General features: G+C 71.1%; 14 protein-coding genes and 1 tRNA gene. 7 read left to right on the top strand and 8 right to left on the bottom strand.

Going from position 1 to position 16,543, the window contains the following annotated elements; all coding sequences use genetic code 11:
• Window positions 1-15: 15 nt before the first annotated feature.
• Window positions 16-471, top strand: coding sequence for a VOC family protein (locus tag ACU6P3_RS16430; RefSeq protein ID WP_447192987.1), 456 nt, complete (start codon window positions 16-18; stop codon window positions 469-471).
• A 150-nt stretch (window positions 472-621) separates the two neighbouring features.
• Window positions 622-706: transfer RNA gene (locus tag ACU6P3_RS16425), tRNA-Ser, on the top strand.
• Window positions 707-809: 103 nt separating this feature from the next.
• Here the strand turns inward: ACU6P3_RS16425 and ACU6P3_RS16420 are convergent.
• Window positions 810-1,733: an FkbM family methyltransferase gene (locus ACU6P3_RS16420; protein WP_447192986.1), complete on the bottom strand. Its 924-nt coding sequence runs from the start codon at window positions 1,731-1,733 to the stop codon at window positions 810-812.
• Window positions 1,734-2,159: 426 nt separating this feature from the next.
• On the opposite strand from ACU6P3_RS16420, the gene ACU6P3_RS16415 reads away from it, so the two are divergent.
• Window positions 2,160-2,852 (top strand): GntR family transcriptional regulator, encoded by a 693-nt coding sequence (locus tag ACU6P3_RS16415; protein WP_344268896.1) that lies wholly within the window; start codon window positions 2,160-2,162, stop codon window positions 2,850-2,852.
• Complete coding sequence (locus ACU6P3_RS16410) at window positions 2,849-4,153, top strand: MFS transporter (RefSeq protein WP_447192985.1); 1,305 nt, start codon at window positions 2,849-2,851, stop codon at window positions 4,151-4,153. Before ACU6P3_RS16415 ends, ACU6P3_RS16410 begins: the two co-directional genes overlap by 4 nt.
• A gap of 114 nt (window positions 4,154-4,267) precedes the next feature.
• Here the strand turns inward: ACU6P3_RS16410 and ACU6P3_RS16405 are convergent, their stop codons facing one another.
• Entirely contained in the window at window positions 4,268-5,092 is an 825-nt protein-coding gene (locus ACU6P3_RS16405; RefSeq protein ID WP_447192984.1) for a maleylpyruvate isomerase family mycothiol-dependent enzyme, read from the bottom strand.
• 455 nt (window positions 5,093-5,547) lie between these two features.
• Here ACU6P3_RS16405 and ACU6P3_RS16400 point away from each other — a divergent pair, with 455 nt between their 5' ends.
• Window positions 5,548-7,533: an NHL domain-containing thioredoxin family protein gene (locus ACU6P3_RS16400; RefSeq protein WP_447192983.1), complete on the top strand. Its 1,986-nt coding sequence runs from the start codon at window positions 5,548-5,550 to the stop codon at window positions 7,531-7,533.
• A gap of 91 nt (window positions 7,534-7,624) precedes the next feature.
• Here ACU6P3_RS16400 and ACU6P3_RS16395 read toward each other — a convergent pair whose 3' ends face one another.
• The 3 genes from ACU6P3_RS16395 to ACU6P3_RS16385 all read right to left on the bottom strand — a co-directional run bounded on the left by ACU6P3_RS16395 (window position 7,625) and on the right by ACU6P3_RS16385 (window position 11,957).
• The gene (locus ACU6P3_RS16395) at window positions 7,625-7,852 is read right to left on the bottom strand and encodes a DUF6458 family protein (RefSeq protein ID WP_030744652.1); all 228 of its coding nucleotides are present in this window, start codon (window positions 7,850-7,852) and stop codon (window positions 7,625-7,627) included.
• A 315-nt stretch (window positions 7,853-8,167) separates the two neighbouring features.
• Window positions 8,168-9,469, bottom strand: a complete 1,302-nt coding sequence (locus ACU6P3_RS16390; RefSeq protein WP_447192982.1) for a M18 family aminopeptidase — start codon at window positions 9,467-9,469, stop codon at window positions 8,168-8,170.
• Between the two features lie 661 nt (window positions 9,470-10,130).
• Window positions 10,131-11,957: an acyl-CoA dehydrogenase gene (locus tag ACU6P3_RS16385; RefSeq protein WP_447197748.1), complete on the bottom strand. Its 1,827-nt coding sequence runs from the start codon at window positions 11,955-11,957 to the stop codon at window positions 10,131-10,133.
• A 163-nt stretch (window positions 11,958-12,120) separates the two neighbouring features.
• On the opposite strand from ACU6P3_RS16385, the gene ACU6P3_RS16380 reads away from it, so the two are divergent.
• Together ACU6P3_RS16380 and ACU6P3_RS16375 are read left to right on the top strand one after the other, a co-directional pair.
• Window positions 12,121-12,618, top strand: coding sequence for an SseB family protein (locus ACU6P3_RS16380; RefSeq protein WP_030744657.1), 498 nt, complete (start codon window positions 12,121-12,123; stop codon window positions 12,616-12,618).
• 182 nt (window positions 12,619-12,800) lie between these two features.
• Window positions 12,801-13,772, top strand: a complete 972-nt coding sequence (locus tag ACU6P3_RS16375) for a pirin family protein (protein WP_447197747.1) — start codon at window positions 12,801-12,803, stop codon at window positions 13,770-13,772.
• 124 nt (window positions 13,773-13,896) lie between these two features.
• Here ACU6P3_RS16375 and ACU6P3_RS16370 read toward each other — a convergent pair whose 3' ends face one another.
• The 3 genes from ACU6P3_RS16370 to ACU6P3_RS16360 form a co-directional block, all read right to left on the bottom strand.
• On the bottom strand, window positions 13,897-14,508 hold the full coding sequence (locus ACU6P3_RS16370) for a LytR C-terminal domain-containing protein (protein ID WP_447197746.1): 612 nt from the start codon (window positions 14,506-14,508) through the stop codon (window positions 13,897-13,899).
• 238 nt (window positions 14,509-14,746) lie between these two features.
• Window positions 14,747-15,055, bottom strand: a complete 309-nt coding sequence (locus ACU6P3_RS16365; protein WP_030751798.1) for a type II toxin-antitoxin system VapB family antitoxin — start codon at window positions 15,053-15,055, stop codon at window positions 14,747-14,749.
• 70 nt (window positions 15,056-15,125) lie between these two features.
• Complete coding sequence (locus ACU6P3_RS16360; RefSeq protein ID WP_447197745.1) at window positions 15,126-16,493, bottom strand: Gfo/Idh/MocA family protein; 1,368 nt, start codon at window positions 16,491-16,493, stop codon at window positions 15,126-15,128.
• Window positions 16,494-16,543: the final 50 nt, after the last annotated feature.

Below are 16,543 nucleotides of genomic sequence, written 5' to 3'. Positions count from 1 at the left end.
TGCGACCCTGCGGGTATGGAAGCGACGCTACAGCTGACGATCGACTGCGCGGACCCGCGGAGGCTGGTGGCCTTCTGGTCCGAGGCGCTCGGCTATGTGCCCGAGCCCCCACCCGGTGGGCACGCGACATGGCGGGACTACTGGGCGGACGCGGGGCTGTTGGAGGAGGAGTTGCCACCCGGCGCCGGGGAAGCGCCGGAGTCGATCGTCGACCCGGCGGGGCGCGGACCACGCATATGGTTTCAGCAGGTCCCGGAAGCCAAGGCGACCAAGAACCGAGTGCACCTCGACCTCAAGGTGGGCGGCGGACGCGACGTCCCTCTGACGGTACGCACTCAGCGGGTCACGGCCGCGGTGGAACGGGTGACCCGGGCCGGTGCCACGGTGCTTCGGATCATGAACGAGCCGGGCATCGACCGCTACGCCGTCGTCCTGCGGGACCCCGAGGGCAACGAATTCTGCGTCGCCTAGGACCTTCCGCGCCCGCCACGCCCCGACCCACCGACCAGGCCCACGACCAGCGGACCGGCCCCCCCCACCCCGGGAGACTGCCCGGCGCCGCACATCCCGATCTGCCAGCCGGTAGGCTGTAGGCGCTCCGCCACTGGTGGGCGGGGCATGGGTGGGTTGCCCGAGCGGCCTAAGGGAACGGTCTTGAAAACCGTCGTGGCGCGAGTCACCGTGGGTTCAAATCCCACACCCACCGCACCACGTTGACGGCCCCTGACCAGGCAATCCGGTCGAGGGCCGTTGTCGTCCGCGCTGCCCGTCGGGCACCGCCGTTCCCCTCGTCGAGCGGGGTGGTCGCGTCAGGCGAGACGTTCCGCGTCGACGCGGGAGAAGATGAGATCGCTCTCCTCCACCACCGGGCCCCGCCACCGGACCGGTACGACCGGAGTCCCGCGCAGTGCGGCCGGATAGCTCGCAGGCGCGTAGTCGTTGGCGAGCCGGTAGACATGGAACCCATGGCTCCGCATCGTGGTCAGCAGTTCCTCGACGGAGTCACCGAGCAGGGCCATGCGATCGGGAGTCACCTCGACGCTGATCTCCGCGTCCGGGCGAAGCTGGTCGAGCATGGCGGCCATGCCCCGTACGACGGCCCCCTCCGCGCCCTCGACATCGATCTTGATCACCCTCGCCCGGGCGATTTCGGCGGGATCGAGGAGGTCGGCCAGCGGCCGGGCCTCGATGTCGAACGACGATTCCGCCGGCCCGTCGTACGGCACGATGCTGTTCGCGCCCATGTTCGCCGAGCTGGCGAGCACGAACGTCAGCGTCTTCCGGCTGTCGGAGACGGCGGCGTTCAGGGCGCGCACGTTCCGGCAGTCGTTGAGCCGCAGGTGCTGGGACAGCCGCTCGTGGAACGTCGGAGAGGCCTCCACGGCGACCACCTGTCCGTCGGCGCCGACGAGCCTGGACGCGAGCACGCTGAAGTAGCCGATGTTCGCGCCGACGTCGACGAACGTGTCCCCGGGCCGTAGCCGGGTCCGGAGCCATCGCGTCATGTGCGGCTCCCAAATACCGAACAGGTACAGGTACCGCTGGATGAGGTCCTGGGTGTCCACGGCGAACCGGGCCCCGAACCGCGACGGCACGACTCGCCGCCTCGGCCTGTCCCGCAACCGCGGGTTCAGGTGACGAGCGGCCAGCGCGGCCTTGCCGAACACCCCGGGGGCGTCTCGTACGTATCCGCGCCCAAGGGTGATCAGGGCTTCCGAGCAGTGACGTCGCATGCGAGGGCTCTCTCCGCCGGGGTCCGCGTCAACCGTAGACCGTAGCCGTTGCCCGGGTGGGGCGGGGTTCTCTGGTGGGTTCCTTCGCCAGGGGCGTTCCGGCGGCGCCGGTCACGGTCCGTCAGTCCTGGCGGCCTCGTGCGTCGGCTCTTGTCGTGCGTCGGGCCTCGTCGGCCGGCCCTTGGTTTCGGTCGGCCCTCGTCGGCCCCGTCGTCGGTCGGCTCCCGTCGGCCGCGGCTCTCGCCGTCCGTCGACACCCGTCGGCCGCGGCTCTCGCCGTCCGTCGACACCCGCCGGCCACGGCTCTCGCCGTCCGTCGGGGCTCTCCCGGGTCAGAGTCGCGCCCTCGCCCCGTAGTCCCCTCGTACCCGTCCGTATCCCGGACTGCCGATGCTGGCGCCCCACTGTTGTATCTAAGCTGTGTGCATGCCCTCAGCAGCCGCTGTCCCCGCACCCGCGCCCGCCGCCGCACCCGCCAAACGACCTCCCGCCGCCGACCGTGTCTACAGTCATGTCAAGAAAGCCGTGCTCGACCGCCGCTACGAAGGCGGCACCCTGCTCACCGAGGGGGAGCTCGCCGAGGCCGTCGGAGTGTCCCGTACACCCGTGCGCGAGGCGCTCCTCAAGCTCGAGGTCGAAGGGCTGATCAAGCTCTATCCCAAGAAGGGCGCCCTCGTCCTCGCCGTCTCCGCGCAGGAGATCGCGGACGTGGTCGAGACCCGGCTGCTGGTCGAGGAGTTCGCCGTGCGGAAGGCCGTACCCGCCCCCGCGCGGCTGCTGGAACGGCTCGCGGAGCTGCTGGAGGAACAGCGTCGGCGGGCCGGCGAAGGGGACCTCGCGGCCGTGGCCGTCACCGACCGGTCCTTCCACGCCGAGATCGTGCGGAACGCGGGCAACGAGATCCTCTCCAAGCTGTACGACCAGCTCAGGGACCGGCAGCTGCGGATGGGCGTGGCCGTGATGGAGGCACACCCCGACCGCATCGCCAAGAACATCACCGAGCACGCCGAACTGCTCGAGACCATCAGAGCGGGCGACGCCGAGGCCGCCGCCTCGTGCGTGCGCCGCCACGTCAGCCGCGTCAAGGTGCTGGTCCGTGGAGAGGCGGGGAGCCGGTGAGCAGCGCGGTCTCCGCCACCCTGCCCGGCGATCCCCCAGGCGGCCGCCGGGCCGCCTGGATCTGGGGCATCGGCGTCACCGTCTACTTCGTCGCCGTGATCTTCCGTACGAGCCTGGGCGTGGCCGGCCTCGACGCCGCCGACCGGTTCGACGTGAACGCCTCGGCCCTGTCGACGTTCTCCATACTCCAGTTGCTCGTGTACGCGGGCATGCAGATACCCGTCGGCCTGCTGGTCGACCGGCTCGGCACCAAGAAGGTGCTGACCATCGGCATCGTGCTGTTCACCGTCGGACAGCTCGGCTTCGCCTTCTCCCCCTCGTACGGCATGGCGCTCGTCTCCCGGGCCCTGCTCGGCTGCGGTGACGCGATGACGTTCATCAGCGTGCTGCGGCTCGGCACCCGCTGGTTCCCGGCCCGTCGCGGCCCGATGATCGCGCAGTTCGCCGGGCTCATCGGCATGGCGGGCAACCTCGTCTCCACCATCGTCATCTCCCGCACCCTGCACGGCCTCGGCTGGACCGCGACCTTCGCGGGCAGCGCCCTCGCCGGCGCCTTCGTCCTCGTACTGGCGCTGCTCTTCCTGAAGGACCACCCGGAGGGGTACGAGCCGCCGCCGGCCGAGCACGCCGGCACCGCGTACGTGCGTCGGCAGATCGCCGCCGCCTGGCGCGAACCCGGCACGCGGCTGGGCCTGTGGGTGCATTTCACCACCCAGTTCCCCGCGATGTTCTTCCTGCTCCTGTGGGGCATGCCGTTCCTGGTCGAGGCGCAGGGGCTGTCCAGGGCCGCCGCCGGTGAGCTGCTGACCCTGGTCGTGCTCTCCAACATGGTCGTCGGCCTGGTGTACGGGCAGGTCATCGGCCGCCACCACGCCGCCCGCGCGCCGCTGGCCCTCGGCACGGTCGGGGCGACGGCCCTGCTGTGGGCCGCGACGCTCGCGTACCCCGGCGGCCGGGCCCCGATGGGGCTGCTGATCGCGCTCTGCGTCGTCCTCGGCGCCTGTGGCCCCGCCTCGATGATCGGCTTCGACTTCGCCCGGCCCGCGAACCCGCCGGAGCGTCAGGGAACGGCCTCCGGAATCGTCAACATGGGTGGTTTCACGGCCTCGATGACGACGTTGCTCGCGGTCGGCGTTCTGCTGGACGCGACAGACGACAACTTCCGGATCGCCTTCAGTTCCCTCTTCGTCCTCCAGGCGCTGGGGGCCGTACAGATCTTGCGACTACGGGCCCGTACCGCGCGCCGCGAGCGGGAACGGCTGGTGGCCAGCCGGGTGGAGGCCGTGCACGTACCGGTGTGAAGGGTTGTGAGGGGGGAGGCCGAAGAGGAGGGGAGGCCGAAGAGGAGGGGAGGGGAGGGGAGGGGCGGGCACGGGGCCCCGGTCCCAGGGGCCCCGTGCGACGCGCGCGGCTTCCTACGGCGTCACCGCGAACTCGCGCAGGATCGCCTCGGCCAGCTCCTGATCGCCGTCGATCTTGACCCGGTCCGCCACCGCTGCCGACCGTACCCGCCCGCACGCCAGCCGGTAGTACGTCTCCCAGTCCGTCGCCAGGGACACCACGGGACCGAGCGACGGCGAGCCGTCGATCGAGCCGCGTCCCTCCGCGTTCACCCGGACCGTACGGAGGAACTCCACCGGCCCGCTCACGTCGATGACGACCGCCGAATGCGGCGGCACCCCGGCGTCCTTGGCGACCACCTTCGGCAGCGCCTCCAGCAGCACGTCGCGCGCGACCTGCGCGCCGGGGCCGTCGAGGTTGCCGGGCTTGTCCAGCGCGTGCCGCAGGTCCTGCTCGTGCACCCACACGTCGAACGCCCGCATCCGCATGGCCGTTTCGAGGGTCTGCCGGCTGCGCAGCGGCGCCGGGACCATGGTGTCGGGGTCGCGGTTCTCGTTGCGGAGCTGACGGTTGCGCCGGATGACGGTGTACTCCAGCTCGGAGACGATCTCCAGCCCGGTGTGGTGCCGCCGCACGTCGACCTGGAGCTCCATGTAGCGCGCGGAATCGCTCCGTACGTGGTACAGGTCGCGCGGGAGCGAGTGGATCGGCCGTGGATCCCCGAGCATCTCGCACTCCATCCCGATGACGTGCGAGACGACGTCCCGCACGGACCAGCCCGGGCACGGCGTTCGCCTGTTCCACTCGCCCTCGACGAGTGGCTGCACCAGCTCGGTCAGCGCCTCGATGGAGTGGGACCAGGCGTCGGCGTAGTTCTGAAGGCTGGGATGGACGGTCACGGGACCCCTCGGCGGTTCTGCGGTACGCGGGCTGACGGTCGGCTTGCGGGCTGCGGGCTGCGTGGGAGGCTCGGCAGCTAAGTTACGCTGCCCGATGGCACCCTGGCAGTGCTTTCGTGTGACGATCGTAGGCCCGAGTTGACGTCGGGAACGCCAGGACGGTGGTACTGTGCCCGGCCTCGGTTCACCGAGACCGGGGCGTACGGTGTGAATCGGTGCAATCAGGCGGCGGGGGCGGGCAACGGAAACCGCCGACGCGATTCGGTGCGGCCCGGTGCGACACTCCCGAATTCCGGAGCGAACTCGAGCGCGTTCGGGCAGGTTCGGGCAAGCCCAACTGCGCCCGCGTGCCCGGGCGGGCTGCCCCGGGCGCGGGCCATGGCGCTCGACGCGGTTTGTGCCCCGTCCTGCCGCCCTCCCCGAACAGGGCTTTTCCCTAGTGGCACCCTTGAACCATGAACGATGCCGCCCCGGCGCCCACCCCCGCGCCCGCGCCCCGACGTGCCCGTGTCCGTGCCCCCGAGCTGATCGGCAAGGGGGGCTGGCTGAACACGGGTGGCAAGGACCTCAGCCTCGCGGACCTGCGAGGTAAGTGCGTTGTTATTGATTTTTGGACGTTCTGCTGCATCAACTGTCTGCACGTCCTGGACGAGCTGCGCGAGCTGGAGGAGAAGCATCGCGACACCGTCGTGATCATCGGTGTCCACTCGCCGAAGTTCGTGCACGAGGCGGATCACCAGGCCGTCGTGGACGCCGTCGAGCGGTACGAGGTGCACCATCCCGTCCTGGACGATCCCGAGCTGGCCACCTGGAAGCAGTACGCCGTACGGGCCTGGCCCACGCTCGTCGTGATCGACCCCGAGGGCTATGTCGTCGCCCAGCACGCGGGCGAGGGGCACGCGCACGCGCTCGAGACCCTGGTGGGAGAGCTGGAGGCCGAGCACGCCGCCAAGGGGACACTGCGGCGCGGGGACGGGCCGTACGTGCCGCCGGAGCCGGTGGCCACCGATCTGCGCTTCCCCGGCAAGGCGCTCGTCCTGCCCGACGGTCACTTCCTGGTCTCGGACTCCACCCGGCACCAGCTCGTGGAGCTGGCGGAGGACGGCGAGACGGTCGTGCGCCGCATCGGCTCGGGCGAGCGCGGTTTCGGCCCCGGTTCGTTCAGCGAGCCGCAGGGGCTCGCCCTGCTCCCGGACGGCCGGGTGATCGTCGCGGACACCGTCAACCACGCGCTGCGCGCGTACGACCCGGCCGACGGCACGATCGAGACCGTCGCCGGGACCGGCAGGCAGTGGTGGCAGGGCTCACCGTCGGCCGGGCCGGCCCTGGAGGTGGATCTCTCCTCGCCGTGGGACGTCGCCTGGTGGCAGGACCGGGTGTGGATCGCGATGGCCGGGGTGCACCAGCTGTGGACGTACGACCCGGCCACCGGGACCGTCGAGGCCGCGGCCGGCACCACCAACGAGGGGCTGGTGGACGGGCCGGCGGACCAGGCGTGGTTCGCCCAGCCGTCCGGGCTCGCGGCGGCCGGGGACCGGCTGTGGGTCGCCGACTCGGAGACCAGCGCCCTGCGGTACGTCGAGCGGGCTCCTGACGGCGAAACCGCGGACGCCGCAAGCAGCGCGGGCGCCACGGGCGCCGCGGCCACGGCCGACGCCGGGCCCGCGGCCGCCGGTGGCGGCGGCTTCGTGGTCCGTACGGCCGTGGGCACCGGCCTCTTCGACTTCGGCCACCGCGACGGCGAGGCCGGGCAGGCCCTGCTCCAGCACCCGCTGGGCGTCACCGCGCTGCCCGACGGCTCGGTGGCCGTCTCGGACACGTACAACCATGCCCTGCGCCGCTACGCGCCCGGCGCGCACGAGGGCGCTCCCGGCGAGGTGACCACGCTCGCCACGGATCTGCGCGAGCCCAGCGACGCCGTGCTGGTCGGTGAGGACATCGTCGTGGTCGAGTCCGCGCGCCACCGGCTGACCCGGCTGCGGCTGCCGGACGAGGCGGTCCGCGTGGAGGCCGTCGCCCATCGCACGCGGCGGGCCGCCACGGAGGTCGCGCCGGGCCCGCTCCGCCTGGACGTGCTCTTCTCGGCCCCGACGGGCCAGAAGCTCGACACGCGGTACGGGCCCTCCACCCGGCTCCTGGTCTCCGCCACCCCGCCCGAGCTGCTGGCGGAGGGCGCCGGTTTCGGTACGGACCTCAGCCGGGACCTGGTGCTGGCCGACGGGGTGCCGGAGGGCGTCCTGCACGTCTCGGCGATGGCCGCGTCCTGTGACGACGACCCCGCCAACGAATACCCGGCCTGCCATGTGCACCAGCAGGACTGGGGGGTGCCGGTCCGCGTGAGCGGTACGAACGCCACGGGTGGTACGGGGGGCTCCGACGGTAAGGGAGCCGGCCGCCTCGCGCTCGTGCTCGCCGGGCTCGACGCCCCGGCCGACGCCTGACGCGTGCGGGTGTCTGACGCGCACGGGTGTCTGACGCGCACGGGCGTCCCATACGCGTCGACGCCCGGCATACGCGTCGTCGGCGACACGCTCAGTAACGAGTGTGGTGGTCGTCCCGGTCCACGACGGTCGGGGCGACCGGTGGGACGACGGCCCGCCGACGGCGGGCGATGCTGGTGAACGTGGCGATACCGATGATGCCGACCGCCATCATGATCAGACCGACCAGATCGAGATTGACCGTGTCGATCTCCCAGTCGGTCGCGAAGGTGAGGATCGCCCCCACCGCGACAAGAACGATGCATCCGCCTATGCCCATGAATCCCGCCTCCTGTGTGAGTGGTGGTCGTTCCGGGCCATGGGTTCGGGTACCCCCGTCCGGAACGGCCATGCGGGCGGCGGCCGTTCGAGGCGACAGCCGAAGCCGGTCAGGTCGGCGGGCGTGTGGGTCGGCGGGTGGCCGGGGCGGCGGTCGTACGGGCGGCGGGTGCGGGAGCGACGGACGTGCGGGCCACGTGCGGACCGGCTGCTCACCTCTTGCGGGCCGGCTGCCACAGCCTCGTGCGGCTGCCACAGCCTCGTGCGGACCGGCTGCTCGCCTCGGGCGGGCGGACAGGGCCGCACCGCCGGGGCGTCAGCCCTCCAGGAACGCGACCAGCGCGTTCGCCAGCAGATACGGGTCCTCCGCGCCGCACAGTTCGCGCGCGCTGTGCATCGACAGGATCGCCACCCCGATGTCGACGGTCCGGATGCCGTGCCGGGCCGCGGTGATCGGGCCGATCGTCGTTCCGCACGGCATGGCGTTGTTGGAGACGAACGACTGCCAGGGCACGCCCGCCTTCTCGCAGGCCGCGGCGAACACGGCCCGGCCGCTGCCGTCCGTCGCGTACCGCATGTTCACGTTCACCTTGAGGATCGGGCCGCCGTTGGGGCGCGGGTGGTGCGTGGGGTCGTGGCGGTCGCCGTAGTTCGGATGCACGGCGTGGCCGGTGTCGGACGACAGACAGACCGTGCCGGCGAACGACCGCGCCCGGTCCTCGTACCCACCGCCCCGGGAGAGCACCGAGCGCTCCAGGACCGTGCCGAGCAGCGGGCCGTCGGCGCCGGTGTCCGACTGCGAGCCGTTCTCCTCGTGGTCGAAGGCGGCGAGCACCGGAATGTACGGGAGCGGCGCGCCGCCTGCCCGGGCGGCCGCCGCGATCAGCGCGGCCGTCCCCGCGTGCACGGAGATGAGGTTGTCCATCCGGGGCCCGGCCACCAGGTCCCGGTTCTGGCCCAGATAGGCGGGCGGCTCGATGGCGTGCACCATCAGGTCCCAGCCGATGATGTCGTCGGCGCCCGTGCCGGTCTCCTCCGCCACGAAGCGGATCAGATCCCCCTCCGAGGGGCTGCCCAGGCCCCAGACCGGCTGCATGTGGCGCTGTCTGTCGAGCTTCAGCCCGTCCGTGTTCACCGAACGGTCGAGGTGCACGGCGAGCTGCGGCACGCGCAGCAGCGCGCGGTCCACGTTGACCAGCCGGTGCGAGCCGTCCCGCAGGGTGACCCGGCCGGCGAGTCCGAGGTCGCGGTCGAGCCAGGTGTTGAGCAGCGTCCCGCCGTAGATCTCGACCGCGACCTGGCGCCAGCCGTACGAGCCGGTGTCCGGCAGCGGCTTCACCCGCAGGTTCGGGGAGTCGGTGTGGGCGCCGACGATCCGGAACGGGGTGTGCGGCTCGGCGCCCTCCGGCACGTACCACGCGATGATCGCGCCGCCGCGCAGCACGAATCGGCCGCCTGCCGAGCCGTCCCAGGCATCCGTCTCCCGCACCTGCCGGAAGCCGGCCTTCTCCAGGCGCTCCGCGGCGTTGGCCACCGCGTGGTACGGCGATGGGCTGGCCGCGAGGAAGGACATGAGGTCGTCGGTGTGGCCGCGGTCGAAGCGGGCGGGAGTGCTCATGGGGTTCACCATAACGACGGGTCCCGACACCGGCTCCAGTGCCGGTTCGGACCGCGCGCGCCTGGCCGGAACGAACCCGTGCCGAGCTCCCGGGCGGAGCGCCGCGAAAAGGCCCGCCCAAGGTGCGAACGGGCACGAATTGCCGTGCGTGCGGGCACAGATGGTGCCCGGGGGAGAGACAGGAAACGGCGGGGCGCCTCTCCCGTGAGGGAAGAGGCGCCCCGCCGCGGGCGCGTGTCGGGCGGGCATGGTGCCCGGAACGGGCGGGTACGGCCGCGAGGCCGGGCGCTCCGGGGCCGGGGCGACCCCCGGCCCCGCCGTACCGGCCCTGACAGCCCTCTGGCCGTTCTCGACGCCGCCCCCGGGGCCGGCGTCGAGAACGGCCAGAGGAGACGCGGTCCTGTGACGCTCGGACCGGTGCGGGTACCGGTCCGAGCACCGAGCCCGGTGCGCGCACCGGTCCTGGGGCGGTCCGGGAGCGGCCCTACGGCGGCCCCCGGAACGCTGCCTCACTCCCCTGGCACGCCGCTTCTGGAGCGCGCCGGGCAATACATCGCAAGGCGGTCAGAAGTCCATGTAGCGGAGCTACCTGGGCTTTTGGCCAACGCGGCGAGCGCGCGTGCCGGGCGTCGCGACGGGGCAAACGTTGCCGGGAGGGGCACTAGAACGCCGCCTCGTCCAGCTCCATCAGCGACCCGTCCACCGACTCCGCCAGTGCCCGCTGCGTCGAGACGCCCGGCAGCACGTTCGCCGCGAAGAACTTCGCCGCCGCGATCTTGCCCTGGTAGAACGGCACGTCCTTCGACGTCGCCGTCTCCAGCTTCTCCGCCGCCACCGCGGCCCCGCGCAGCAGCAGGTAGCCGACCACCACATCGCCCGAAGCCATCAGCAGCCGCGTCGTGTTGAGGCCGACCTTGTAGATGTTGGCGACGTCCTCGCCGGTGGCCGTGAGGTCGGTCAGCATGTGCGTGACGATGGCCTCCAGGTCCACGGCGGCCTTGGCCAGCGCGTCGCGGGCCGGTGCCAGGTCCGTACCGCCCGTGCCGACGGCGAGGAATGTCTTGATCTCCTCGGCCAGCGTGTTCAGCGCCTGCCCCTGGTCGCGGACGATCTTCCGGAAGAAGAAGTCCTGGCCCTGGATGGCGGTCGTGCCCTCGTAGAGGGTGTCGATCTTGGCGTCCCGGATGTACTGCTCGACCGGGTACTCCTGGAGGTAGCCGGACCCGCCGAACGTCTGCAGGGACTGTGCCAGTTGCTCGTACGACTGCTCGGAGCCGTACCCCTTGACGATCGGCAGCAGCAGGTCGTTCAGCCCGTGCAGCGCCTTCGTGTTCTCGCCCTCGGCCTCCTTGGCCGCGATCTCGTCCTGGACGGACGCCGTGTAGAGGACGAGGGAGCGCATGCCCTCCGCGTACGCCTTCTGCGTCATCAGCGAGCGGCGCACGTCGGGGTGGTGCGTGATGGTGACCTTGGGCGCCGACTTGTCCATGAACTGTGCCAGGTCGGGGCCCTGCACGCGCTCCTTGGCGTACTCCAGCGCGTTCAGGTAGCCGCTGGAGAGGGTGGCGATGGCCTTCGTGCCGACCATCATCCGCGCGAACTCGATGATCCGGAACATCTGCCGGATGCCGTCGTGCTTGTCGCCGATCAGCCAGCCCTTGGCCGGGTGCCGGTCGCCGAAGGTCAGCTCGCAGGTGTTGGAGACCTTGAGGCCCATCTTGTGCTCGACGTTCGTCACGTAGACGCCGTTGCGCGCCCCGATTTCGCCCGTCTCCGGGTCGAACTCGTACTTCGGTACGAGGAAGAGGGAGAGGCCCTTCGTGCCGGGGCCGGCGCCCTCGGGGCGGGCGAGCACGTAGTGGAGGATGTTCTCCGAGAGGTCGTGCTCACCGGAGGTGATGAACCGCTTCACGCCCTCGATGTGCCAGCTGCCGTCCTCCTGCTCCACCGCCTTCGCCCGGCCCGCGCCGACGTCCGAGCCCGCGTCCGGCTCGGTGAGGACCATCGTGGAGGCCCACTGCTTCTCGATCGCGATCTCGGCGATCTTCTTCTGTGCCTCGGTGCCCTCGTCGAAGAGGACCCCGGCGAAGGCGGGACCCGACGCGTACATCCACACCGCCGGGTTCGCGCCCAGCACCAGCTCGGCGTAGGCCCAGATCAGCGAGCGGGGCGAAGTCGTGCCGCCGATCTCCTCGGGCAGGCCGAGCCGCCAGTACTCGGAGTCCATGTAGGACTGGTAGCTCTTCTTGAAGGTGGCCGGGAGGGGGGCGGTGCCGGTCTCGGGATCGAACACCGGCGGGGTGCGGTCGCCGTCCGTGTAGGACGCCGCGAGGTCGTTCTCCGCGAGGCGGACGACCTCCTCGAGGATGCTCTTGGCCGTTTCGACGTCCATCTCCGCGAACGGTCCCGTGCCGTACAGCTTGTCGCGCCCGAGCACCTCGAAGAGGTTGAACTCGATGTCGCGGAGATTCGACTTGTAGTGCCCCATGACGACGACTCCGTAAGGCTCGGGAGGCAGAGGAGGCAGAACCCTCGTGCTTGTACCAGTAAGTAGCTACCGATGATGCTACCCGTGGGTAATAAGAAGCAACCCTCTTCTCTCATCTGTGACGAGGCTCCCCCCGGCCGCGATCCTCAGTACGCTTGCCGCCATGTACGGCTACGACCAGAATTCGGGCGCTCAGCAGCAGTACGCGCATCCGTCGTCACACGCGCACCAGCAGATGGGCGGGCAGATGGGCGGGGTCGGCCCCGGCGGGTACGGCGAGCAGCCGCTGTACCCGGAACCGTCACCTCCGTCGCTCGGCGACGCCGTACGGGCGTTCACGACGGGCACGCTGTCCGCGGAGGACTTCCAGCAGATCTTCGCGACCTCGAAGGTCTACTGTCCGCGCGGTGAGAACCCCGGCTTCCTCGCGCTCCACAACACCCAGCAGCCGGTGATCCCCATGTTCAGCACGCTCAAGGAGCTGCGGCGGTACGCGGGGAAGGAGTCGAAGTACTTCGTGATCACGGGCGCGGAGGTGATCGACCTGCTGCCGACGGGGTACGGCTTCGTGCTCGACATGGAGGGCGATCACCGCATGGTGTTCGACGCGAAGGCGGTCGAGCAGATGGTGGACTTCGCGATGCGCCGTATGTACGGCTGACCCCGCCCCGGCTTCGCCGCCCCCGAGGGCGCACCCGCGTACACGGGTGCGCCCTCGGTCTGTCCTGGGCCGACGGCGCGCGGGGAGGCGGGAGATGTGCGGGGGCGCGGGGGAATGAGGGGCGCTTGCAGGATGTTCACCATTCAACTAAGTTGAGGGTGAAGGATCCCGAGGAGGCCCCCATGCCCGCTGTAACTGTCGAGAACCCGCTGGCCCTGCCCCGGGTCTCCGCCCCGGCCGACGCCGTGGCCCGTCCCGTGCTCACCGTCACGACCGCGCCCAGCGGGTTCGAGGGTGAGGGCTTCCCGGTGCGCCGGGCCTTCGCCGGGATCAACTACCGACACCTCGACCCGTTCATCATGATGGACCAGATGGGTGAGGTGGAGTACGCGCCGGGAGAGCCCAAAGGCACCCCGTGGCATCCGCACCGGGGCTTCGAGACCGTCACGTACATCATCGACGGGATCTTCGACCACCAGGACAGCCAGGGCGGCGGCGGCACCATAACCAACGGTGACACCCAGTGGATGACGGCAGGCTCGGGCCTGCTCCACATCGAGGCTCCGCCCGAGTCCCTGGTCGTGTCCGGTGGTCTCTTCCACGGCGTCCAGCTGTGGGTGAACCTCCCGGCGTCCGACAAGATGATGGACCCGCGCTACCAGGACATCCGCGGCGGCCAGGTCCGGCTGCTGACCTCGCCGGACGGCGGTGCGCTGCTCCGGGTGATCGCGGGCGATCTGGACGGGCACGAGGGCCCGGGCATCACCCACACCCCCATCACGATGATCCACGCGACGGTGGCGCCGGGCGCTGAGGTCACACTGCCGTGGCGGGAGGACTTCAACGGGCTGGCCTACGTGCTGGCGGGCAAGGGATCGGTCGGTGCCGGGCGCCGTCCGATCCACGTGGGCCAGACGGCCGTCTTCGGCGCCGGCGGTTCGCTGACCGTCCGCGCGGACGAGAAGCAGGACTCTCACACGCCGGACCTCGAGGTCGTCCTGCTCGGCGGGCAGCCGATCCGGGAGCCGATGGCCCACTACGGTCCGTTCGTCATGAACACCAGGGAAGAGCTTGAGCAGGCGTTCGAGGACTTCCAGAAAGGCCGGCTGGGCACGATCCCGGCCGTGCACGGGATGTCCGAGGGAGGGCTGTAGAGCTCGCCAGGCGGTGCCGGGGTACGGAGTACGAGGAGGGTGTACGGGGAGCCTTCGCGGCCCCGTACCCTCCGCCCCGCGCCCCGTACCCTCCGCTCCGTACCGCGTCGGCGCCTCGTAACGCTCAGCAGTTCGTCGGCTTGGACAGCGCCGCCAGCGTCTGCGCCGCTTCCTTCCGCACGCTCAGCTCCTTGAACGCGGTACCGAGGATGAGGTCGACGTCCGCCGTCTTCCGTTCGTCCGCCTTCGGTGTCGCGCCCTTCAACTGCGCGCCCAGCACTGTCAGTGAGCCGTCCGTCGCGGCGGCCGAGCCGACCAGTATCCCGGCGCCCGGCACCTTCTTGTCGTACGCCGCCGGGGCGTTGCCCACCTTGCCGATGACGAAGCCCCGCTTCTTCAACTCGTCCGCCGTGGACTTGGCGAGACCCACGCGCGGGGTCGCGTTGTAGACGTTGACCTTGATCTGGCCCGGCTCGGGGAGTGCCTTGACGGGTGCGGCAGCCGGGTCGCAGCCGGGCTTCGAGGCTGTCTTGGCCGTGTTCTTCTTCCCCTCGGCGTTGCCCGAGAGGACATCGATGAGCTGCGTGGTCCCCCAGCCCGCCATGCCGAGGGCGACTACGGAGGCGATGGCCAGGCGCACGATCCTGCGGCGCTGGCGGGGGCGGCGCATGCGGGGGTACGTGTCGCCGGTGATGCGGTACTTTCCGCCCATGCCGGGGGGAGTCAGCATGCTCATACGCGCAGCGTAGTGGGCCCTGCGATGGATGCCTACCGAATGATCATCTGATTGGCCCGTCGGGGGCGGCAAAGCCCTCGAAAGGCTCAGCGCCGGCCGAGACGGCCGGCGGCGGCGGGAGAACGGCGGGCCCGGGCCGCACGCGCCCGAATCGACCCGACCCGAGACGACGCGTGCGTACCGTACGGATCGGCCTCGGACGGTACGGATCGGCCTCGGGACCGTAGGACCGTACGGATCAGCTCTGGTCCAGCTCCAGCTCCAGCACGCGCGCGTGCAGCACCTGACGCTGCTGGAGCGCCGCGCGCACCGCCCGGTGCAGGCCGTCCTCCAGGTAGAGGTCGCCCTGCCACTTCACGACGTGCGCGAACAGGTCGCCGTAGAAGGTGGAGTCCTCGGCGAGCAGCGTCTCCAGGTCCAGTTGTCCCTTTGTCGTGACGAGCTGATCGAGGCGGACCGGGCGCGGCGCGACATCCGCCCACTGCCGGGTGCTTTCCCGGCCGTGGTCGGGATACGGCCTCCCGTTACCGATGCGCTTGAAGATCACACGGAAAGCCTACCGGGCGAGCGGCTCGGGGCGCAGCCAGGACGGCGGAGCGCAAAGGGGGCATCCGGCGTCAAAGGGGGAGCGAAGCCTGAACGGAACCACCCCGTCCGGTGACGTCGTCGCCCCAGAGGGACGAGTCGCCCACCGGCCGTACGACCGTGCCCGTGACCCGGGCCCGTTCGGCCGCCCATACGACCCGGTGCGTGGCGAGGCTCTCGGCCGCGTCGGAGAGCAGTGCCGAGGCGTCACCGGTGGCGACTGCGGTCAGGAACGCCTCCGTCAGGGCCTCGTCACCGCCCCCGTGGCCGTCGTCCGCGGACGGACCCACCGCGCCGCCCGAGCCGCTCGAGCCGCCGGCGGTGTCGGCGGCGGCAGTGGCGGCGACCGCGTCGACAGTCCGCTCCCCGCCGGTGCGGAAGTCGACCACCCGCAGCGTCCGCCCGTCCCCGTCCACGAAGCCGTGCGTGCCCAGCAGCCGGGTGCGGCGGTGTTCCATGGGGGTGAAGGCGCTCATGGTGAAGGAGCAGGTGGCGCCGGAGGCGAACTCCATGTTGACGACCTGGTGGTCGACCACGTCGTTGTCGCAGGCGTAGACGCAGCGGCCGTACGGGCCGGTGCGCAGCGCGTCCAGCACGCCCCGTTCCGTGTGGTCCTCGGTGACCGCCGAGAGCGGCCAGAACTCCTGGTCCGGGTCGCCGAGGCAGCCGAGGTAGAGCCGCTTCGCCGAGTACGGGCAGCCGGGCTCCAGCGGGCAGTCCAGGCAGCGGTCCGCCGCCCCCTCCGGCCGGTCCTCGGCGCGGAAGTGGCTCAGCCCGCCGAACGAGGAGACCCGCTCGGGCAGTTCGCCGAAGAGGTGGATCAGCCAGTCGATGTCGTGGCAGGACTTGGTCAGCAGCATGGGCGCCGAGGTGTCCTGGCGGCGCCAGTTGCCCCGTACGAACGAGTGGGCCTGGTGCCACCAGCCGACCGGCTCCAGGTGCTGGACGCTGACGAGCCGGCCGATCGCGCCGGACTCCAGCAGCCGGCGCAGGGCGCGGGTGTACGGGGTGTAGCGCAGCACGTGACAGACCGCCAGCAGGATGTCGTTGCGCTCGGCCGCCTCGCTGATCGCGACGGCGTCCCGTTCGGCGACGGCCATCGGCTTCTCCAGCAGGATGTGGTAGCCGAGGTCGGCGAACCGCACCGCGGGGTCCACGTGCAGCCGGTCCTGGGTGGCGATGATCGTCGCGTCGGCCAGCCGCGGCTGCGCGGCCAGCTCGGTCCAGTCCGTGTACACCCGCTCCGCCGGGATCCCGAACTCGGCCGCGGCGGATCGCCTGCGGTGCGGGTCCGGCTCGGCCACGGCGACGACCCGCCCCAGGCCGGACGAGACCGCGTGCCGCGCGTAGGACCGCCCCCGCAGACCGGAACCGACGAGAGCTAGAGTCACCGCTGCCATGGGATCCCCTCAAGAGTTACGCAGGAGTCCCTTATTATTGGCCGTTTGCG

The sequence above is a fragment of the Streptomyces hebeiensis genome (genome assembly GCF_052983195.1).
This window is presented reverse-complemented; position numbering and strand designations above follow the sequence as displayed.